18 protein-coding genes, 1 tRNA gene and 1 pseudogene are annotated in these 18,682 nt (G+C 64.5%); 13 read left to right on the top strand and 7 right to left on the bottom strand.

Annotated elements, in window-relative coordinates:
* Window positions 1-179: 179 nt before the first annotated feature.
* Window positions 180-1,496, bottom strand: coding sequence for a hypothetical protein (locus IPK69_00495; protein ID QQS09145.1), 1,317 nt, complete (start codon window positions 1,494-1,496; stop codon window positions 180-182).
* Window positions 1,497-1,555: 59 nt separating this feature from the next.
* Between IPK69_00495 and IPK69_00490 the strand changes: the two genes are divergently transcribed.
* Window positions 1,556-1,629 (top strand) — tRNA-Arg (locus IPK69_00490).
* A 12-nt stretch (window positions 1,630-1,641) separates the two neighbouring features.
* Here IPK69_00490 and nth read toward each other — a convergent pair.
* Together nth and IPK69_00480 are read right to left on the bottom strand one after the other, a co-directional pair.
* Window positions 1,642-2,415 carry an endonuclease III gene (gene nth / locus IPK69_00485; protein ID QQS09144.1) on the bottom strand — a complete coding sequence of 258 codons (774 nt, stop codon included), beginning with the start codon at window positions 2,413-2,415 and terminating at the stop codon, window positions 1,642-1,644.
* Window positions 2,388-2,936, bottom strand: coding sequence for a hypothetical protein (locus tag IPK69_00480; GenBank protein ID QQS09143.1), 549 nt, complete (start codon window positions 2,934-2,936; stop codon window positions 2,388-2,390). The genes nth and IPK69_00480 overlap by 28 nt, the downstream gene beginning before the upstream one ends.
* Before the next feature lie 56 nt (window positions 2,937-2,992).
* Between IPK69_00480 and IPK69_00475 the strand changes: the two genes are divergently transcribed.
* Together IPK69_00475 and IPK69_00470 are read left to right on the top strand one after the other, a co-directional pair.
* Window positions 2,993-3,727: a hypothetical protein gene (locus IPK69_00475; protein ID QQS09142.1), complete on the top strand. Its 735-nt coding sequence runs from the start codon at window positions 2,993-2,995 to the stop codon at window positions 3,725-3,727.
* A gap of 110 nt (window positions 3,728-3,837) precedes the next feature.
* Window positions 3,838-4,308, top strand: coding sequence for a hypothetical protein (locus IPK69_00470; protein QQS09141.1), 471 nt, complete (start codon window positions 3,838-3,840; stop codon window positions 4,306-4,308).
* A gap of 186 nt (window positions 4,309-4,494) precedes the next feature.
* Here IPK69_00470 and prfB read toward each other — a convergent pair.
* Window positions 4,495-5,547: pseudogene (prfB, locus tag IPK69_00465) on the bottom strand (peptide chain release factor 2).
* Window positions 5,548-5,752: 205 nt separating this feature from the next.
* Complete coding sequence (locus tag IPK69_00460; protein QQS09140.1) at window positions 5,753-6,940, bottom strand: N(4)-(beta-N-acetylglucosaminyl)-L-asparaginase; 1,188 nt, start codon at window positions 6,938-6,940, stop codon at window positions 5,753-5,755.
* Here IPK69_00460 and nadC point away from each other — a divergent pair.
* Both nadC and IPK69_00450 read left to right on the top strand, forming a co-directional pair.
* Window positions 6,939-7,979, top strand: coding sequence for a carboxylating nicotinate-nucleotide diphosphorylase (gene nadC / locus IPK69_00455; GenBank protein QQS09139.1), 1,041 nt, complete (start codon window positions 6,939-6,941; stop codon window positions 7,977-7,979). The two genes, IPK69_00460 and nadC, sit on opposite strands and share 2 nt — an antisense overlap.
* The gene (locus IPK69_00450) at window positions 7,976-8,791 is read left to right on the top strand and encodes a hypothetical protein (GenBank protein ID QQS09138.1); all 816 of its coding nucleotides are present in this window, start codon (window positions 7,976-7,978) and stop codon (window positions 8,789-8,791) included. The genes nadC and IPK69_00450 overlap by 4 nt, the downstream gene beginning before the upstream one ends.
* A gap of 133 nt (window positions 8,792-8,924) precedes the next feature.
* On the opposite strand, the gene IPK69_00445 is transcribed toward IPK69_00450, so the two are convergent.
* Both IPK69_00445 and IPK69_00440 read right to left on the bottom strand, forming a co-directional pair.
* Complete coding sequence (locus tag IPK69_00445) at window positions 8,925-9,344, bottom strand: HIT family protein (protein QQS09137.1); 420 nt, start codon at window positions 9,342-9,344, stop codon at window positions 8,925-8,927.
* Between the two features lie 31 nt (window positions 9,345-9,375).
* Complete coding sequence (locus IPK69_00440) at window positions 9,376-10,215, bottom strand: hypothetical protein (GenBank protein QQS09136.1); 840 nt, start codon at window positions 10,213-10,215, stop codon at window positions 9,376-9,378.
* Between the two features lie 77 nt (window positions 10,216-10,292).
* Between IPK69_00440 and IPK69_00435 the strand changes: the two genes are divergently transcribed.
* From IPK69_00435 to IPK69_00400, 8 genes are all read left to right on the top strand, one after another.
* Window positions 10,293-11,537 carry a hypothetical protein gene (locus IPK69_00435; protein ID QQS09135.1) on the top strand — a complete coding sequence of 415 codons (1,245 nt, stop codon included), beginning with the start codon at window positions 10,293-10,295 and terminating at the stop codon, window positions 11,535-11,537.
* Window positions 11,534-12,832: a cytochrome c biogenesis protein ResB gene (locus IPK69_00430; GenBank protein ID QQS09134.1), complete on the top strand. Its 1,299-nt coding sequence runs from the start codon at window positions 11,534-11,536 to the stop codon at window positions 12,830-12,832. The genes IPK69_00435 and IPK69_00430 overlap by 4 nt, the downstream gene beginning before the upstream one ends.
* Complete coding sequence (gene ccsA / locus IPK69_00425) at window positions 12,829-14,595, top strand: cytochrome c biogenesis protein CcsA (protein ID QQS09133.1); 1,767 nt, start codon at window positions 12,829-12,831, stop codon at window positions 14,593-14,595. Before IPK69_00430 ends, ccsA begins: the two co-directional genes overlap by 4 nt.
* A 216-nt stretch (window positions 14,596-14,811) precedes the next feature.
* Complete coding sequence (locus IPK69_00420) at window positions 14,812-15,648, top strand: hypothetical protein (GenBank protein ID QQS09132.1); 837 nt, start codon at window positions 14,812-14,814, stop codon at window positions 15,646-15,648.
* Window positions 15,649-15,674: 26 nt separating this feature from the next.
* On the top strand, window positions 15,675-16,580 hold the full coding sequence (locus IPK69_00415; GenBank protein QQS09131.1) for a glycosyltransferase family 2 protein: 906 nt from the start codon (window positions 15,675-15,677) through the stop codon (window positions 16,578-16,580).
* Between the two features lie 293 nt (window positions 16,581-16,873).
* Complete coding sequence (locus tag IPK69_00410) at window positions 16,874-17,179, top strand: lipid-A-disaccharide synthase N-terminal domain-containing protein (protein ID QQS10375.1); 306 nt, start codon at window positions 16,874-16,876, stop codon at window positions 17,177-17,179.
* An 84-nt stretch (window positions 17,180-17,263) separates the two neighbouring features.
* Entirely contained in the window at window positions 17,264-17,905 is a 642-nt protein-coding gene (locus IPK69_00405; GenBank protein ID QQS09130.1) for a hypothetical protein, read from the top strand.
* Entirely contained in the window at window positions 17,902-18,627 is a 726-nt protein-coding gene (locus IPK69_00400; GenBank protein QQS09129.1) for a hypothetical protein, read from the top strand. The genes IPK69_00405 and IPK69_00400 overlap by 4 nt, the downstream gene beginning before the upstream one ends.
* The last annotated feature ends 55 nt before the right edge of the window (window positions 18,628-18,682 follow it).

The following is an 18,682-nucleotide window of genomic DNA, read 5'->3' as shown; positions in this document are numbered from 1 at the left end:
GAGTGGGACGTGCCGGGAATTGCTTCCCGCCACAATCCAACCTTCGGCCGGGCTCACACACCGCCGATTCGCCTCATCGACGATCGACGCTACCTCCTGCACCCGCGGCCACAACCGCGTTCGATTCGCGATGATATCGGTCCATTCGTCCACGCCCCCTTCACCGATTCGTCACAGCATCACGCGATCTCCGATGGGTGCTCAGGCGATTCGATGCCGCCCTCGACCCCCGGTTCCGCCGCCACGCGTAACAGGCGTTTCACAACCACATATCCCACAGGCACGCACACCAGCGCCGCCGCCCCAAGCAGATACGGCCCGAACACCGCCGATTCGCCCTTCCCCGCCACGCCACGCGCGACCAGCACCGCCAACAGCCCGGCCGACGGCCCGCTGAAATACCCGGCCCCAATAAACGCCTCGTGCTTCCCTCCGGCATCAACTTCCGAGTTGCCCACCGCCAGCGCGTAGTAGATAGCCCCGGTGTAGATCGCGCCCATCCCCACGCCAAAGAACCCAAGCCCTGTCGACGAGATCCATGGGGCAAGAACATCCGGCAACAGCGGCCCGATCGAGACCAGCCCGAATCCAAGCACCAGCGTCGCGAATCCCACGATCGGATGCGAGATCCGCCCATGCCACGACGACATCCGCTCCAGCGCCACAAACGTGAACGTCCGTGTCAGCAGCCACAGCCCCGCGACGACCACCGTGATCTTCGCGTCGAACCCCACACGCTCCAACAGCGTTGGCAGCATCGGCGACATCACGCACGACACAAAGTAACTCGCCGGAAGCAGAATCCGGAACGCGTCGAGCAGCCCGCGGTACGACGCCGGTGCCGGCGGATGCGAGTCGTCGTGGGGCAGCGGCTCCGGCGCGATCGCCACGATCGCGATGAGCGCCGCGACCACGTGCAGCGGCGCCAGGCACAAGAGCGCGATGTCCGCCGAGTCCTCGATGAACTGCGGCAGGAGGAGCATCGCCGGGACGAGCGCCGCCGACCACGTGATGTTCCACTGCCCGACGGCCTTCCGCAGCGCCACGCCGCGCAGCCCGCCCGACACGAAACTCTCAACAATCGGCCACAGGATCCCCGTCAGCGGGCTGTAGAGCCCCGCAAAGACCCAAACGGCCCAGGGACTCCGCGTCGCCGTGGATTCCGATTGAATGACATGGCTGTCGAACCACGGCAAACAGGCCAGCACCGCCATCGCGAACATGACGCCGACGAGCACGTCGCGCGTCCCGGCCATCGGCCAGCGGCGCTTGGTCCACTCGACGACCCGCCGAGCCGAGAGCGCCCCGGCGATGTACGTCGCCCCGACGAGCATCCCCAGCAGGCAGTTCGCCGCCTCCGTGAAGTGGAAGGAGTGCTTGGTGAGGAAGAACAGGCCGGTGGACGTGGCGATGCATGTCCCGATGGAGTTGACGAAGGAGAACGAGAGCGTCGCCCAGGCGGGCGTGTGGGTGTGGGGCGGGCGGTGCTTCTGCATGGCGGGACGAGACCGTAGGGCGTGCGGATCGAGAGTGAGCGCCTAGACTCTTTGACGATGTGCCTGTAGCTCAATTGGATAGAGCGTCGGCCTCCGAAGCCGAAGGTTGCAGGTTCGACCCCCGCCAGGCACGTTCCTTTATTCATCAGACTTTTCCCGAAGAGCCGCCCGCCGTGGATGGGCGTGCGCGGGTCTTTGGCGCGCTGACGCGGAGCGACGCCACGCGGCGATCGCACGCCGTGCCGAACTCCTTGCAGATGGCGTGGTCGGCGCAGCCGGTGCCACGCGCTGTGCAGACACGCCGCCCGTGGAAGATGAAGTAGTGTGACGCGTCGCACCAACTTTTTTGCGGGAAGAGTCCCATGAGCGTGCGCTCGATTATCGGGATGGGCGTGGCGGGCTTGACGAGGGCGAATCGGGTGGCGAGGCGCTGGACGTGGGTGTCGACGACGAAGCCGACGTTGATGTGGAAGGCGTTGCCGAGGACGACGTTGGCGGTCTTGCGGGCGACGCCTCGGAACGTCAGGAGTTCGGGCATGGTGCGCGGAACCTGGCCGGCAAACTGATCGACGATGGCACGGGCGGCGAGGTGGATGGACTTGGCTTTGTTGCGGTAAAGCCCGATGGCTTTGATGAATGGCTCGATCTCTTCGGGCGTGGCGTCGGCGAGATGTTGGATTGTCGGATAGTTCTTGAACAGGGCAGGCGTGGCCTTGTTGACGCTGACGTCGGTCGCCTGGGCGGAGAGGATCGTGGCGATCAGCAGTTCGTGCGGCGTGCGATAGTCGAGTTCGCAGCGGGCGTCGGGGTAGGCCTCGCGGAGTGCGGCGAGGAGCCGGGCGGCACGCTCTCGCTGGCGCGGGGTGGCCTTGATGGGAGCAACATCGGCGGTCATGGGCGGCGGCTCGCGAGCGACCATGAGATGGTGCCGAGGGCGAGGAGGACGAACGCGAGTTGTGCCGAGATGAGGCGAGAGGCGGTGGGGTGGTCGGCGTCGAATCTGGCGCGGGCGGCGTCGGCGGTCTCGACCTGGGCGGCGCGGGCCTTGGTCCAGAACTCGTCGAGGTTTCGGTCCATGCGCGGGCGGAGGATCGCGAGCGAGTAGAGAAGCGTGATCGCGGCGGCGGCGAGAGTGACGAGCCAGAAAATTCGGACGCGGGGCGTGGGTTGGCGGTAGAGGACGAGCGCCGAGAGCATGGCGAGGGCGGCGAGAGCGATCGAGGCGGTGTCGGTGATGTGGAAGATGCGGTTGGCGATGTGGCCTGCGGCGATGAGCCAGTGGTCGTGGGGGTATGCCGCGAAATCGGGGAGCGTCGGGTTGAGGGGCTTCATCGTGGGGAAGGCGACGGCGGCGGCGAGGCCGGCGGCGAGGATGAGGGCGGCCCAGATGGAGAGGGAGAGGATGTGGACAACGGCGGCGATGCGGCGTGGGGTGGACATCGAGGGACGGTAGTGGGCGGCGAGGCGTGCGTCGCGGGGCGGCTACAACTTGCACGATGTTTCGGATCGAGCGGAGCGTGTCGCTGGCGGGGCTTTCGGTGGATCCACCGGGGGGCGTCGGCGCGGACTTGCGGTCGCTGCTGGCGTGGATCGCGGCGAAGGGCGCGCGGGCGGTGACGCTCGACGCGACGGCGGCGGATGTGCGGCCTCGGGATCTGGATACATCGGCGCGGCGCGAGGTGGCGGCGCTCGTGAAGCGGCACGGGTTGTCGCTGGCGGGCGTGGATGTGTGGGTGCCCGAGTCGCACTTTGCGAGTGCGGCGACGGTGCATCGGGCGGCGGATGCCGTGGACGCGGCGGTGGTGATGGCGGGTCAGGTGGGGACGCGACTGGGCGCGGGGCGAGCCGTTGTGAGCGCGGGGCTGGGGCGCGCGCCGGGTGAGGTTGTTTCGGCGTTGCTCCGGACGGCGGAACGCGAGGGTGTGGAGTTGGTGGATGGGAGTTGGCCGGCGCGGGAGGAGGGCGGGGCGCGGGTGAGCGTGGATCCGGCGGCGGTACTAGCGGCGGGGGGCGAGCCGGGGGGTGTGGTGATGGAGTTGTCGAAGGTGGGGCGGCTGGGGAGCGCGAGGTTGAGCGACTTTGATGGCGTGGAGCGTGTGGTGGTGGGGCGCGGGAAGTTGGATGTGGTGGGGTATGAGGCGGCGTGCGGCGTGGCGGGAGTTTCGAAACTGGTTGTGGACTTGAGGGGGCGGTTCTCGAAGGCGGATGGGGTGGAAGCGGGTGTTGGGTGAGGTGGAGGGGTGGAAGAGGCACCACTGTGGTGAGTGGTTCCGGTGATGGTTGATGTGTGAGTTGAGGGAGAAGATGTAGACACAGGTGAGACGCCCCCCTTCTGTGTGCCATGAGGTTGGGTAGGAGGGGGAGGACCAGCCTCGGAGAGGCGGGCCACCTGGGAGGCTGCTTTGAGTTTGAGGATGGTGGTGGCGGCTCTTCGGGTGAGTTCGTTGTCTTCGCCTCGGAGGATGATGCGCGAGAGGCAGGCGATGGCGTGGACCTTCGCTTGCATCAGGAGCATGTCGGCGCGGAGTTCGAAGAGGTGCTTGAGTTTCTCGAAGAGGTGCTCGAGTTCGGGGAGGCGGGTCCACTCGGCGAGGGCGTCCTTGGTGGTGGTGATCTCGTGGACGAGGTCGTCGAGGGTTGTTTCGTGGTCGAGGAGTTTGCGGATGATGTCGGCGGTGGGGATCATGAAAGGAACATACATGCTCTTTGGTTGAATGCAAGGGGGTGTGGGGGTATCAGCGCGTCTTTGCGCGCAGGAGTGGGCATTGCGAGGGAGATGGCGCGCGGGTTGAGTAGTTTGGTGAGGATGTGAGTGAGGCAAAGCAAGTAGACGAAGGTAGACACAGGCGGGACGCCACCCCCTGTGTCACGAGGAGAGGTAGGAGGAGTAGGGGCAGGCGGGCCGCCTGCCCCACGAGATTGGGTAGAAAAGAAAGCACCGCTCTGGAGAGCGGTGCCACCAAAGGCAGAGATTCGACAGAAGAGAGGCGGGCACCTGTTACTTGGTGGCGTGCTCTTTTTCGGAGCGGCGGCGTTTGAGTTCGGCGTCGATGAAGGGTTCGAGTTCGCCCCTTAGGACTGCCTCGTAGTTTGATTCTTCGTAGCCGGTGCGGTGGTCCTTCACGCGGTTGTCGTAGAAGACGTAGGAGCGGATCTGGGATCCCCAGCCTTTTTCGAGGCTGCCGCCGGTGGCCTGGGCGATCTCTCGTTCGCGTTTTTCTTCCTCGATGATTTCGAGTTTGGCCATGAGGACGGTCATGGCCTGCTTGCGGTTCTGGGGCTGGTCGCGGTAGGTGCTGGCGACGACCATGATGCCGGTGGGCTTGTGGACGAGACGGATGGCGGTGGCGACCTTGTTGACGTTCTGGCCACCGGGGCCCGAGGCGCGGACGAAGGGCGTGATCTCGAGGTCCTTCTCGGGGATCTCGACGTTGACCTCGTCGAACTCGGGGGTGACATCGACGGTGGCGAAGGAGGTCTGGCGTTTGCCCTGGGCGTTGAAGGGGCTGACGCGGGCGAGGCGGTGAGTGCCTCGTTCGCAGTTGAGATAGCCGAAGGCGAAGGGGCCTTTGATGTGGAGGGTGACGGAGTCGATGCCGACTTCGGTGCCGAAGGTCTTTTCGACTTCCTCCATCTGGAAGTCCATTTTCTCGCAGTAGAAGATGTACATGCGGAGGAGCATGTCGGCCCAGTCGTTGGCCTCGGTGCCGCCGGCGCCGGCGGAGATGGTGAGGTAGCAGTTTTTGGCGTCGTGTCGGCCGCCCAGCAGGGACTGGAGTTCGACCTTCTCCATGTGGGCGCTCAAGGCGAAGAGTTTGTCGTCGGCCTCTTTGAGGAGGTCTTTGTCGCCGGCTTCCTTGGCCATCTCGTAGGCGAGTTTGGCGTCCTCGAAGTCGGAAATGGCGTCGGTGAGGGGCGTGATCATGGCCGAGAGTTGTTTCTTCTCGGCGACGACCTTCTTCGCGGCGTCCTGGCTGTTCCAGAAGGACTCTTCGGCCATTTTGGCCTCGAGTGCTCCGAGGCGCTTGGTTTTGGCGTCGAGGTTAAAGAGAGTCGCGGATGGTCAAGATCCGCGCCTCGAGGTCGTCGATGATGGGCTGGTGGGCGTCGTAGTGCATGGGGGCGATGGTAGGGCCGGAGATTGTGGGAGTTGGATGATGTTAAACAAGTAGACACAGGCGAGACGCCTGTGCCACGAGATGAGGTAGGAGAAGGAGAGGCAGGCGGGCCGCCTGCCCCACGAGTCTTGGTAGTGGTTACGGCTTGGACTCGAAGAGGTAGGGGGCGTCGAGGGCTTTGGGGCCTGTGGAGTCGTTGACGGCGAACTTGTGGCCTGACCAGAGGGTGGCGCAGCCGTAGGCGCCGTCTTTTCGGAGGGCGTAGAAGCGGACGTTGAAGTTCGGGGAGCCGTCGGGGTTTTTGAGGCGTTTTTCCTTGGTGTGATCGGCGACGCGCTTGGCGACTTCGAGGCAGGCGGCGGTGGGGGAGAGGCCTTCGGCCATGAGGTTGACGACCTGGAAGGCGGCGAGGTTGGTGATACAGGCCTCGCCTCGGCCTGTGCAGCCGGCGGCGCCGACGTTGTTGTCGCAGTAGTTGCCGGCGCCGATGATGGGGGAGTCGCCGACGCGGCCTGGGATTTTCCAGTTGAGGCCGCTGGTGGAGGTGGCGGAGGCGATGTCGCCCTTGGGTGTGACGCAGTTGACGTGGACGGTGCCTGTGACTTCGGTGGTGTAGGGGCGAGAGTGATTGCGGCGGGTGTGGGACTTCAGTTGTGGGCCGTCGTTCTCGCGAGTGTCGTCTTTGGGTTGGTCGTCGTGCACGGACTGCCAGGGGAGTCGGTCCCAGGTTTTGCCGGTGGGCGAGTCTTTTTCGTCGTCGTTGAGGTAGTCGTCGTCGTGGGTGTTGTTTTCTTTCCAGCGGACCCATTCCTGTCGGGCGGGTTCGGTGAGGAGGTTTTCTTCGCGGAAGCCGTGGAGCAGGGCGAAGCGGAGGGCGCCCTCGGCGACGAGGAGGCAGTGGTCGGTTCTGCGGAGGACGGCGAGGGCGACCATGGCTGGGTTCTTGATGTTTCGGAGCGAGGCGACGGCGCCGGACTTGTGGGTTGGGCCGTGCATGACGGAGGCGTCGAGTTCGACGATGCCATCGGCGTTGGGGAGGCCGCCGAGTCCGACGGAGTCGTCGGTGGGGTCGTCTTCGATGATGCGGATGCCTTGGACGATGGCGTCGGCGGGATCGAAGCCCTGGTCGATGAGTTCCTTGGCTCGGATGGTGGCGCGCAGGCCGTTGAGGGAGGCGAGGACGCAGGGGCCGCGGTGGTCGTCGCCGGTTTTTGGTGCGCCGGGCTGGGTGATGATGGCCGCGCGCGCGGAGGATTTGAGTGCGGCGAGCGGGATGGCGGCTGCGGGGATGGTGGCGAGGAAGTTGCGGCGTGTGAGGTTGGTCATGGGTGGAGCGTATTCGGGAGAGGTGACAGCGGGGGAGTCAAAATTTTCACGGGGCGGATGCGTGCGGACGAAATACGATACGATCGTGGGTTTTCAGGATTTGAACACGTTGTCGTTGGGCGCGTTGCACGCCGAGTTGACCCGAGGTGGGTTGGCTCGGCGGTTGTACGAGTTGGCGCGCGAGGAGGATCTTGGCGGGGCGGGGGACGTGACGAGCGCGGTGTGCTTTGGTGGGCAGGGCGGGGAAGTTGAGGCTCGGCTGGTGATGCGTGGTGGGGGCGTGGTGTGCGGGATGGCGTGCGCGGGGGAGTTGGCGGGGGTGATTGCGCCGATGGCGCGGGTTGAGGTTTTGGTTGAGGATGGGACGCGTGTAGAGCGGGGGACGGTGGCGGCGGTGGTGCGCGGGGGCGTGGGTGAGGTGTTGGCGCTGGAGCGGACGCTCTTGAATCTGGTGGGGCGATTGTCGGGGGTGGCGACGGCGACGGCGGGGGCGGTGGGGATGGTGCCGTCGGGGTGTCGGGCGCGGGTGTTTGATACTCGGAAGACGACGCCTGGGCTGCGGGTGCTGGAGAAGTATGCGGTGCGGTGCGGCGGGGGGATGTGCCATCGGATCGGGCTGTTTGATGCGGTCTTGATCAAGGACAATCACCTTTCGGCGGCGGGCGTGGGGACGGATGGGGTTTCGGGGCTTGCGGCGTTTGTGCGCGAGGCGAGCGCGCGGGCGCGGATGATCGCGGGGGTTCGGTTTGTTGAGGTTGAGGTGGACACGATGGCGCAGTATCGCGCGCTGCTGGAGTTGGAGGCGGGCGTGGTGGACATCGTGCTGCTGGACAACTTTGATGTGGCGATGATGACTGAGGCGGTGGCGATGCGGGAGGCGCGGCGGCCTGGGTTGCTGCTGGAGGCGAGCGGGGGGATCACGCGGGAGACGTTGGCGTCGGTGGCGCGGACGGGGGTGGATCGGATTTCGATGGGATCGATTACTCACTCGTCGGTGTCGCTGGATGTGGCGCTCGATATTGGAGAGATGACGGCATGAACTCGAGCGGGCCACAGGAACCGGCGGTGTCGACGTGGGCGGGGGAACTCGGCGAGTGGCTCGCGATGAGTGGTGTGGGCGTGGTGGACCGCGTGGTGTGCGAGGAGGAGATCGACTCGACGCAGGACGAGGCGCGAAACGCGGCGGGGGGAACGGCGGGGCTGGTGCTCGCGGCGGGTCGTCAACGGCGGGGGCGTGGTCGGCTTGGGCGGGTGTGGGCTGACACAGGCGGAATGGGGCTGGCGTGCACGTTTGTTCTTGATGGCGGGATGGACGACGCGCGGGTGTCGATGGTGGCGGGGCTTGCGGCGTGCATGACGGCGGAGGGGGCGCTGGAGTCTGGAGTTCTGGGGATTGATGCGGATCGCGTGGGGATGCGCTGGCCGAATGATGTGGTGGAGCGGGCGGGGCTTGCGGGGCGGAAGGTGGCGGGGGTGCTGGTGGAGCGTGTGGATGGATTGCTGTATGTGGGGATCGGGATCAACGTGACGCATCTGCTGTCGGACTGGGACGAGCGATTGCGGCACAAGGCGGTGTCGTTGCGGCAACTGGGGGCGTCGTGCGATCGGTTGGTGGTGCTGCGGGCGCTGATCGGGGCGGTGGATCGGGCGGTCAAGATGGATGAGGCGGCGCTGCTCGGGGCGTGGCGTCAGCGGGACGTGCTGGTGGGGCGTCGGCAGGCGTTCGTGCACGACAATCGCGAGTATCGGGGGACGGTGCGCGGGATCAACCCGCGCGGGGAGATCGAGTTGGTGACGGAGGATGGGGTGGTGGGACTGCCGGCGCTGACGACTTCGATTGTGCATGAGTAGGGTGGTCGCGGGCGCGCAACAGGTGTCGGGAAGAATTCCATGTGGTCGACACAGGCGAGACGCCCCCCTCCCTGTGCCATGAGGAGAAGTAGGTCAAGGAGACACCGCTCTGGAGAGCGGTGCCACCAGGAGTTCACTCGCGGAGGGCGGTGGTGATTTTGGTGACGAGGGATTTGGCGAGTGCGGGGTCGAGGGGTGAGGCGGGCCAGTGGATGTTGAGGCCTTGGGTGGCGTTTGGCTTGGGGATGATGTGGATGTGGACGTGGAAGACGGCCTGGTGGGCGGGGCTGCCGTTGTTCTGGAGGATGTTGTAGTCGGGGATGCCTGTGGCGTGGACGATGGCGCGGCAGAGGCGCGGGAGGACACGGCCGAGGGCGGCGGCGGCTTCGTCGGAGAGTTCGTGGAGTTTGGCTACGGGCACTTTTGGGATGAGGAGGGTGTGGCCTGGGCTGAGTGGGTTGATGTCGAGGAAGGCGAAGGTGTGGTGGTCTTCGTGGACTTTGTGGGCGGGGATGGTGCCGCTGAGGATTTTGGTGAAGATGGTTTCGGGCATGGGGGAGGGTAGGGATTGAGTTCGGACGGTCCTAGGTGTTGTCGTCCTCAACGACGATATTGCAGAGATCATCGAGAAGAAGGAGTCCCGGACGGACGTTCATTGTCATGATGGGAATCTTCAGGAAAGGGCGTTTCTCACCCGTGCGAAACAGTTTGATCGAGTCGATCGTTTGTCGCCAGCCAGCAAGTTCGTCGAGTGGGATTGCGAGACCTTTGTATGGTCCTTTCAGCGGCGTGATGCTGTGGGTGGTGAGACATGCGTGCTTGGACCAGTTGATCTCGCCGTCGGCGTGAATTTGATCGAGCATTCGGTGCGCGACCTGTCGGATCATGAGTGTGCCGACATGGTCCATCTTGTGGTCGTGGAAGAAGCCCTTTCCCAGTATCCGACGGAAGCCCTTTTGGCGTTCTTCGCTCCTTCCGGTGTACCGGAACCGGGTGTTGTCTCGTAGCCGGATTCTGAGGTAGTTTTTGGAACCAGTGGGGATGCCCGACTCGACGGTCTGTGAGGCAATGAACATGATCTGATCGATATCAGCGTAAAGGATGATGCGAGGTCTGCGGAGTCGTCGCTTGATGATGAAGCCTCGTTCGTGGAAGGAGAGTCTTTCACGGGACGCGAGGACCAGTGCAATCCCGAGCATGAAGACGAGGGCGCTCCCCACAACGGGCAGCACGTATGAGAGCGTCCATTTTGCACCCACAGTGTTGGCCTTGTACATTGGAGCGAAGGCCATCGCGAGGAAGCCGACGTAGATCAGGATGAATCCGAGAACTCCGGGCGAGGGCGCATAGTGGTGTCGATCAACGATCCACGGGCCGAGTTCGTTGGTATCGATGTTGGGTAGTTCGCCGGGGATTTCACGCATCGAAACGAGGATAGCGAGGGGGAATGGGGGTGTGTCGGGCGCGGTCTGCTCGTGGAGCGAACCCTACGATGGGGATCATGAAGACTCGATTGATGCATGGCGTGAAGGTGGTCGGTGCGGCGATGGTCGTGTTGCTGGCTTCGTGCGAGAAGGAGCCGGTGAAGACGTATCGCGTGGCGAAGCCTGCGGAGCGTTCTGGGGCTGGTGGGGCGAATGGGAACGCGGGCAGCGGGATGACTGGAAATGGCATGCCTGGAAACGGCATGGCTGGGAATGGGATGTCGGGCGGCACGATGCCTGGCTCGGCGCCCGGGGGCGCGATGGCGGCGAGCGGGGGGAAGGTTGTGTGGTCGCTGCCGGCGGGGTGGGTGGAGGTGCCGACGACTCAGGAGATGCGGTTGGCGACGATTCGAGTGGCGATCGTGAACAACGCGGAGGTGACGATCACGGCGTTTCCGGGCGATGTGGGCGGGAACCTGGCGAATGTGAACCGGTGGCGTGGGCAGTTGGGGCTTGCGGCCGTGGGCGAGGGGGACCTTGGCGGGATCTTGACGGCGGCGGATCACTCGTCGAGCGTTGGGGTTGTGAAGGTGTGGCTGACGAAGATGGCGAATGAGGCGTCGACGATGCTGGGGGCGATCGTTGTGCCTGGGGATGGGAAGACGTGGTTTGTGAAGAGCACGCTGCCGCACGCGGACGCGGCGACACTGGAGAAGGACTTCGCGGCGTTTGTGGGGACGTTCCACGTGGAGGCGGGCGGGAGCGGGATGACGGGTGGTGGGATGGGGGCGGCACCGATGCCGAGTGGGATGGGCGTGGGTGAGGGGATGGCGCTTCCGCCTGGGCATCCGCCGACGGGTGTCGGGATGGAGGTGGATGTGAATGCTGGGTTGGCTCAGCGGGCGATGAGTTGGCGGCCGCCGGCGCATTGGCAGGCGGACACGTCGAGCGGATTCGCGGCTGTGGCGTACAACATTCCGGGCGATGGGGGCGAGGGTGAGCAGGGGCGTGCGACGCTGACGTCGCTGATTGGAGATGGAGGTGGGTTGCTGGAGAACATCAATCGGTGGCGTGGTCAGATGGGGCTGGAGGCGGTGGTGCGGCTTTCGGATCAGGCATTCACGCCGATCGGGGCGAGGGGGATGCGGTTCGATCTGACTTCGGCGGACGGGAAGAATCGGATGATCGCGGTGATTCTGCCGACGAATGAGCAGAGTTGGTATTTCAAGTTGTCGGGGCCGGCGGCGGTTGTGGAGAAGGAGCGAGGCTCGTTCGACGAGTTCACGCGGCTGGCGATCACGGGGAACGCGAAGGCACCATGACACAGATCAGCACGGAAGCGGATGTTGGTTCGCGTGTGAGCACTGAGGAGCACGCGAGGGCGCGTGGGCGGTTCATCGTGATGGCGGCGCTGCACGCGCTGGCGTCGCTTCGGCTGACGGTGGCGCTCCTGGCGATGTCGATGGTTCTGATTCTGGCGGGGACGCTGGCGCAGATGCACGATGGCGTGTGGACGGTGGTGCACGAGTATTTCCGGTCGACGCACACGTGGATTCGGTTGAGGTTGTTTGTGCCGGATTCGTGGGGTGTGTCGGATCGTGTGGCGATTCTGTTCCCGGGGGGGCTGACGATCGGGGTGTTGCTGTTTGTGAACCTTGTGGCGGCGCATGCCGTGCGGTTCAAACTGTCGGCGAAGCGGGTGGGGATCATCGTGACGCACCTTGGGGTGATCCTGCTCCTGGCGGGAGAGTTTGTGACCGGGGCGTTTGCGGACGAGGGGAACATGTCGATCGACGAGGGGAAGTCGTCGAACTTTGTGGAGGACATCCGGACGGCGGAACTGGCGGTGATCGACAAGACCGACCCGACGAGCGATATCGTGATCGCGATCCCGATGGCTCAACTCCACGAGGGGGCGACGATTCGGCATCCGATGCTGGGGTTTGAGATCCACGTGGATTCATGGATGGCGAACTCGACGCTTGCGGCGGTCACGGGCGGGATGGATGGGGATCCGCGGCTGAGCATGGGGCCGACGGCGGACATGGGGATCGGGCGGAACGTGCGGGCACGGGGCGTGGCACGGGCGACTGGGGTGGATGGATCGACGGTGGATGTTCCCAGTGCGTATGTGACGCTGATGGATGGGGATCGGAGGCTGGGGACGATGATGGTGTCGGTGCACCTTGAGCCCGAGCAGTCGTTCGGCGTGGGGGGGAAGTCGTATGCGATGGCGCTGCGGTTCAAGCGGACGTACAAGCCGTACACGCTGGAGTTGATTGATTTCAAGCACGATCTGTACGTGGGGACGAATCGGCCCAAGAACTTTTCGAGCCTGGTGCGGCTGATTGATCCGGAGCATCACGTGAATCGCGAGGTTATGATCCGGATGAACGAGCCGCTGCGGTATCGCGGGGACACGCTGTATCAGGCGAGTTTCAAGTCGGACAACTCGGGGACGGTGCTGCAGGTGGTGCGGAATCCGGGGTGGTTGCTGCCGTATGTCTCGTGCGGGCTGGTGGTGAGTGGGATGTTGTTCCACTTTGGGTATCGGAGTTGGAGCAAGAGGCGGGGTGGCGCGGTGCGGCGAGGGGACGGCATGGAGGGGACGCGATGAACATGGGACGATTGATGCGGTGGATTCCGCTGATGCTGGTCGTGGTGATGGCGGTGTCGGTGGCTTCGCGGATGCGTGGGCCGGCGGTTGATGCGGATGGTGTGGATTGGAATGCCGTGGGTTCGCTGGCGGTTTCTGCGGAGGGGCGGACGAAGCCTTTGGATACTTTCGCACGATCGGCGCTGCTTCGGATGAGCGGGAGGCAGAGTTTGCCTGCGCGTGGGGAGCAGCCGTCGATGACGGCGGTGCAGTGGGTGATGGAGTTGATGGCGGCGGGAGACGCGGAGACGCAGAAGCGGGCGATCTCGCGTGAGGTCTTTCGGATCGATCATCCGGATCTGCGGGCGCTCTTTGGATTGCCCGAGAGCGACGTGCATGGTCGGCGGACTCGGTATGCGCTCAGCGAGTTGATGGCGCGGCTGCCGGAGATGGCGAATCAGGTGGATATGGCGAAGGCGGTGCCGGCGAAGCAGCAGGACATGTTCCAGCGTCAGGTGCTTGGGTTGAACGATCGAGTGATGTTGTATCTGGCGATTGCGCAGTGGGAGGCGCCGCTGGCGGTGGCGCCGTTGGCGTCGGGGCAGGAGTGGCGGCCATTGGTGATGACGGCGGGGCCGATGGTGGGTGGGGACGCGTCGACGAAGGCGTGGCATTCGATGCTGGAGTCGTTGTCGGCCGGGGATGGGGCGACGTTGACGAGGGTCGCGCGGGAGTATGGCGAGACGCTGCGTGGGGCGTTGCCTGGGGCGGCTCGGGCGTCGTCGAACGAGGTGGTGTTCAATCGGGCCGCGCCGTTTGTGAACGCGGCGGCGGTGTATGTGTTCGCGGCGGTGCTGGCGCTCTTGGGGTTGCTGGTGACGACGGTGTCGGGGAAGAGCGACTCGGCGTGGGGCGGGGTGTTGCGGCGCAGCGGGCTATGGATGGTGGGGTTGGCGTTTCTCGTGCAGACGATCGGGCTGGTGGCGCGGGTCGTGCTGCAGGGTCGGCCTCCTGTGACGAACCTGTACTCGTCGGCAGTTTTTATTGGATGGGCGTGCGTGCCGCTGGCGTTTATGGTGGAGCGGATGGTGCGCGTGGGGATCGGGACGATCGTGGCGTCGGTGATCGGGTTCTCGACGCTGATCGTGGCGCACAATCTTGGGGCGTCCGGGGACACGATGGAGGCGATGCAGGCTGTGCTCGACTCGAACTTCTGGCTGGCGACGCACGTGGTGGTGGTGACGATCGGGTACTCGGCGACGTTCCTGGCGGGGTTCCTCGCGATGGCGTACATCCTGTTGGGGGTGTTCACGCCGGCGCTTCGGGGGGACCTCAAGAAGACGTTGCCGAAGGGGATCTATGGGGTGGTGTGCTTCGCGACGGTGATGAGTTTCTTTGGGACGGTGCTGGGGGGAATCTGGGCGGACCAGTCGTGGGGAAGGTTCTGGGGGTGGGACCCCAAGGAGAACGGGGCGGCGCTGATCGTGCTGATCAACCTGATCATTCTGCACGCACGATGGGGCGGGATGATCAAGGAGCGCGGGATCGCGGTGCTCGCGGTCTTTGGGAACATCGTGACGGCGTGGTCGTGGTTCGGGACAAACATGCTGGGCGTGGGGCTGCACTCGTATGGGTTCATCTCGTCGGCGGTCTTCTGGATCGTGGCGTTTGATCTGAGCATGGTGGCGGTGATGCTGGTGGCGGCGGTGCCGGTGCGGCACTGGCGGAGTTTCCGGGAGGGCGTGTTGGAGTCGCGTGTGGGTGGGGCGGTGGCGACGGCGTAGTTCGATGTATTTGCGTCCCCGTGGGCGATCGCACACTGGCTCTCGAGAAAGTTCTCGGGCGTGGATGTGGTCTTGGCGTCAGCGACGGTCTGGACTGATCGTTACAGACGGATCTTCGCGTGCGTGGCGGGTGCGCCTTGTTTGGAGGATTGCCGACGAATGGCAGGGGAGTGATTGTGCACTCTCATCTAGTGCTGGCACGAAGAAAGGTTTGACATGAACACGACGCAGACCGGGTCGCATGAGTTCGGCGAGGTTGTCTCCAAGCACGCGATCGTGAATGGCCTTGTCGCACTTGCGGGCATCGTCAATGTGGTGCTCGGGTCGTTGTTCCTCGTGCCGGTGTTCAATCCTCCCAAGACATCCGCCTGGTATACCAGCCCCGTGCTGTGGATCGGTTGCGCGGTGGCGTGGTCTATTGGACTCGGTGTGATGCTGATCCTGCGGAGTCGCACGCCGTTGGAATTGCGTGAACGGGGTGCCGTCGTGCGGAGGCGGAAGGGAGATCAACTCATCCCGTACTCGAGTTTGGAGGGATTCACGTTTCGGACCGTTCGGCAGTACTTGAACGGGATCTACTTCGGGACGAGCCTGACGATGAGCCTGACGGGCACAGACCGAAAGACGATCAAGTTTTCCGGGCGATACAAAGAGAAGCCGATCGGGCTCTCTTTCAGCATGTTGTCGAGCAAGTTCACGCCGGACGAGAAGATGGATCGGCTGCGTTCGACGATCGCAGGACATATAGCGGAGCGGTGGCACTCCCACATCGAGCAGCACGGGGCTGTGGACTGGGCGAAGTTCTGTGCGATTTCGTCCGATGGTGTGACGGCGCGCTCCGGCACGTACCGGGGGATGCTGATCCGGTTTGAAGAGATTGGTGGCGTTGGCATCGATCAGGGCTTGTTCTTCATGCAGAAGGTCGGTGACAAGAAGCCGTTTCTGACCGTCGAGACCGGCGCGGAGAACTTCTGGGCGGCGCTAGCGGTGCTTGAGGACTTCGCGACGGTCTCCGAGGGAGAGGCTCCGGCCGAACTCGCGGCGGCGGCGTGAGGGATTGGGGCTACGCTTAGCCCCTGATGACGCGCATCGCACGTGGCGACATTGTTGATTCCGAAACCCACACTGGATCGCGAGGTGCGCCCGTTTTGTCGGTGGTGGCGCCGGCGCACAACGAGCGTGACAACATCAGGGCGTTGGTGGATGAGGTCGAGCGGGCGCTCGCGGGTGTTGTGGACTTTGAGTTTGTGATCGTGGACGACGGGTCGACGGACGACACTCAGGCGGTGATCCGCGAGATGATGCGGGATCGGTCGTGGCTGCGGTGCGTGGTGATGCGCGAGACGCCGACGGCTCGGGGCGTGGCGGGTGGCGGCGGCGGGGGGCAGTCGGCGGCGTTTCATGCGGCGTTTCGGGCGTGCCGGGGGGAGCGGATCGCGGTGCTTGATGCCGATCTGCAGAATGACCCGGCGGATATCCCGCGGCTCTTGCGGTTGATGGATGAGACGAAGGCCGACGTTGTGCAGGGGGACCGTTCGCACGCGAGGAAGGACAACGTGGTGCGGCGGGTCGGTTCGATCGTGGGTCGGTCGTTCCGGAGGTGGCTCCTGGGGGACACGATTCGTGATACGGGGTGCTCGCTGCGGGTGATGCGGCGGGAGGTGGCGTTGAAACTGCCGCTGGAGTTCAAGGGGATGCACCGGTTCATTCCGGTGACGGCTCGTCACCTTGGATACACGGTGGTGGAGACGCGCGTGACGCACCGGGCACGGATGGCCGGGGAGACGAAGTATGGGATGGGGATCGTGCAGCGGGCGCTGCCGGGGTTGATCGATCTGTTTGCGGTGCGGTATATGCGGTCGCGTCGGCGGCCTGTGAGCGCGGTGGAGGTTGGGGGCGGGGATTCGTCGGCTGCGGCGGAGGAGTCGCGGTCGATCGAGGCGAAGGGCCATGCGGCGGGGGCGGCGAGTGGGGGCGTTCGATGAAGTGGGAGCCAGTGGCGTTGATGGTGCTGTTGATCGGGCTTGGGCTGTGGTTGGTGTGGGGCGCGCAGGACATGGGGGTGAAGCCGGCGGCGGGGGCGGAGGTTGTGCCTCTGCGTGTGGGGAGCGAGCGCGGGGTTGTGGAGGTTGTGAAGGAGTCGGGGGACGTGCGTGTGCGGGTCTTGCTTCGCAATGGATTCAGGTCGGAGTCGATGACGCTGGATGAGTTCCGGGCACGGTTTGGGGAAGAGGTCGCGAAGGATGTGTCGGACGGGCAGAGCCACCCGGTGCTGCGGATGTTCAACATCACGTCGTGGGGGAGTTTTGTGTGGGTGCTGGTTGGGCTGGTGGGTCAGACGGCGTTCTTTGGGCGGATGATGATCCAGTGGATCGTGAGCGAGTCGCGCAAGGAGAGCGTGGTGCCGTCGATCTTCTGGTGGTTGAGTTTGGGGGGCGGGGTGATGCTGTTTGTGTACTTTGTGTGGCGTCAGGATGTTGTGGGGGTGTTGGGGCAATCGTCGGGTGTGGTGATTTATGCGCGGAACCTGCGCCTTTTGGCGAAGCGGAAGCGGGCGATGGCGAACGGTTCCAGAACGGAATGATTGTGACAGAAAATTTATTCACTTTGTCGAAGTGATTTGCCTATTTTGACTTGCATTTTGGGGAACACGGAGCAGATTCCCAGTATGAGGCTATTCCTGGATGGACATGAGGTCCGGTCTGAGGCTGGGGGCGCGTTGGCGTCCGTGGCCGCGGCGTTGGCGGCTGGGGTGGCCGCGGCGGAGAGCCAGGGGCGGATCGTGATCGAGGCGTTGGCGGACGGGTCCCCGATGGGGGACGAGATGTTGACGTCGCCGCCTCAGACGGAGGCAGGAGTCCGGGAGATTCGGCTGTTATCGGCGCGTCCCGCGGAGTTGGTTCGGGTGACGCTGTTGGATGCGGCGGATGCGGTGGAGAAGGTTGGGGTGGTGCAGTCTCAGGCCGCGAGATTGATTCGCGAGGGTGAGGCTTCGGCGTGCCTTGCGCCGTTGGGTGAGGCGCTCGGGGTTTGGCAGCAGGTTCGTGATGCGGTGGAGCGATCTGCGGCGATTCTTGGGGTTGATTTGAATCGCGTGACGCTCGGGGACTCGATGCCGGTGTCTCGGCATGCTGACGAGTTGGCTGCGTCTCTCATTGAGTTGAAAACTGGTTTGGAGAGCGAGGACTGGGCGGCGTTGTCGGACACGCTGGCGCATGATTTGAATGCGCGGGCTGTGGGATGGCGGGAGATGCTGCGAGAGTTGGCGGACGTGATCGCGCCCAAAGGTGGTGGAGGTGGCGCGCGATGAACGCCACAGTTCGCCAGTCCAAGGCTGTTGATGAGTTGATGGAGCAGGCGAGCAAGGCGCTGGCGGAGGCTTCGTATTTTGAGGCCGAGCGTGTGTGCATGAAGGCGATGGACCGGGCGTGGGCGCTTCGGGACTATGAGCGGATGGCTCGGATCTGTCTGCCTCTGCAGGAGGCTCGTCGGCAGCGGCGGATGATGGCGGTTGACACGCGGCGGGTGTATTTGTGGAAGACGCTGCCGGCGCGGGACGCGACGGTCGAGGCGGGAATGTACCTGTTGCAGCCGCCGTTGATCGGGATGGATGCGCGGGTGTTTCGGGAGTTGACGGAGCGGAAGCGGGTGGCGACGCTGGTCTTGGCGCGTGAGCCGACGACGAAGAAGGGAACGGTTCCGATCGTGGGGGTGGCGACGGGGCCGACGGAGGTGGTGTCGATCCGGGCGTATGTGAAGCCTTGGGGTGATCCTTCGGTGGCGCCGCCTGTGGAGTGGATGGAAGAGGCGGCGGAAGCGATTGGGGATGCGGCGATCGCAAAGGTTGAGAAGGACCTTGGCGGGGAGAGTCCGGCGGCGTGGCGGGTGGACGATCTGCTGCACTATCTCGATGCACATCCAGCGCATGAGAAACTGCACCAGTCGTTGGAGCGGGAGTGTCGGCTGGCGGCGAAGGAGCCGCCGGTGGCGACGGCCCGTCGGCGTGGGAACGACAACCCGTTCTCATTCTGAGATTGGAGTGGGGGAGAGGACTCGCGGGGCGGCGGGGCTGTCGGTTGCGCGATTA

It is taken from the genome of Phycisphaerales bacterium, assembly GCA_016699835.1.
Lineage (GTDB): Bacteria > Planctomycetota > Phycisphaerae > Phycisphaerales > UBA1924.
Note: the sequence above shows the minus strand (reverse complement) of the source record. Positions and strands in the feature narration are given on the sequence as shown.

Bases quoted from the DNA above. Each gene is read 5' to 3' on its own strand.
- IPK69_00420 (QQS09132.1), top strand. From the start codon at position 14,812: ATGAACACGACGCAGACCGGGTCGCATGAGTTCGGCGAGGTTGTCTCC.
- IPK69_00430 (QQS09134.1), top strand. From the start codon at position 11,534: ATGACACAGATCAGCACGGAAGCGGATGTTGGTTCGCGTGTGAGCACT.
- IPK69_00480 (QQS09143.1), bottom strand. From the start codon at position 2,936: ATGTCCACCCCACGCCGCATCGCCGCCGTTGTCCACATCCTCTCCCTC.
- IPK69_00470 (QQS09141.1), top strand. From the start codon at position 3,838: ATGAGGTTGGGTAGGAGGGGGAGGACCAGCCTCGGAGAGGCGGGCCAC.
- IPK69_00450 (QQS09138.1), top strand. From the start codon at position 7,976: ATGAACTCGAGCGGGCCACAGGAACCGGCGGTGTCGACGTGGGCGGGG.
- IPK69_00445 (QQS09137.1), bottom strand. From the start codon at position 9,344: ATGCCCGAAACCATCTTCACCAAAATCCTCAGCGGCACCATCCCCGCC.
- IPK69_00410 (QQS10375.1), top strand. From the start codon at position 16,874: ATGTTCAACATCACGTCGTGGGGGAGTTTTGTGTGGGTGCTGGTTGGG.
- IPK69_00405 (QQS09130.1), top strand. From the start codon at position 17,264: ATGAGGCTATTCCTGGATGGACATGAGGTCCGGTCTGAGGCTGGGGGC.
- IPK69_00495 (QQS09145.1), bottom strand. From the start codon at position 1,496: ATGCAGAAGCACCGCCCGCCCCACACCCACACGCCCGCCTGGGCGACG.
- nadC (QQS09139.1), top strand. From the start codon at position 6,939: ATGGGTGGAGCGTATTCGGGAGAGGTGACAGCGGGGGAGTCAAAATTT.
- IPK69_00400 (QQS09129.1), top strand. From the start codon at position 17,902: ATGAACGCCACAGTTCGCCAGTCCAAGGCTGTTGATGAGTTGATGGAG.
- IPK69_00440 (QQS09136.1), bottom strand. From the start codon at position 10,215: ATGCGTGAAATCCCCGGCGAACTACCCAACATCGATACCAACGAACTC.
- nth (QQS09144.1), bottom strand. From the start codon at position 2,415: ATGGTCGCTCGCGAGCCGCCGCCCATGACCGCCGATGTTGCTCCCATC.
- IPK69_00415 (QQS09131.1), top strand. From the start codon at position 15,675: ATGACGCGCATCGCACGTGGCGACATTGTTGATTCCGAAACCCACACT.
- IPK69_00460 (QQS09140.1), bottom strand. From the start codon at position 6,940: ATGACCAACCTCACACGCCGCAACTTCCTCGCCACCATCCCCGCAGCC.
- IPK69_00475 (QQS09142.1), top strand. From the start codon at position 2,993: ATGTTTCGGATCGAGCGGAGCGTGTCGCTGGCGGGGCTTTCGGTGGAT.
- IPK69_00435 (QQS09135.1), top strand. From the start codon at position 10,293: ATGAAGACTCGATTGATGCATGGCGTGAAGGTGGTCGGTGCGGCGATG.
- ccsA (QQS09133.1), top strand. From the start codon at position 12,829: ATGAACATGGGACGATTGATGCGGTGGATTCCGCTGATGCTGGTCGTG.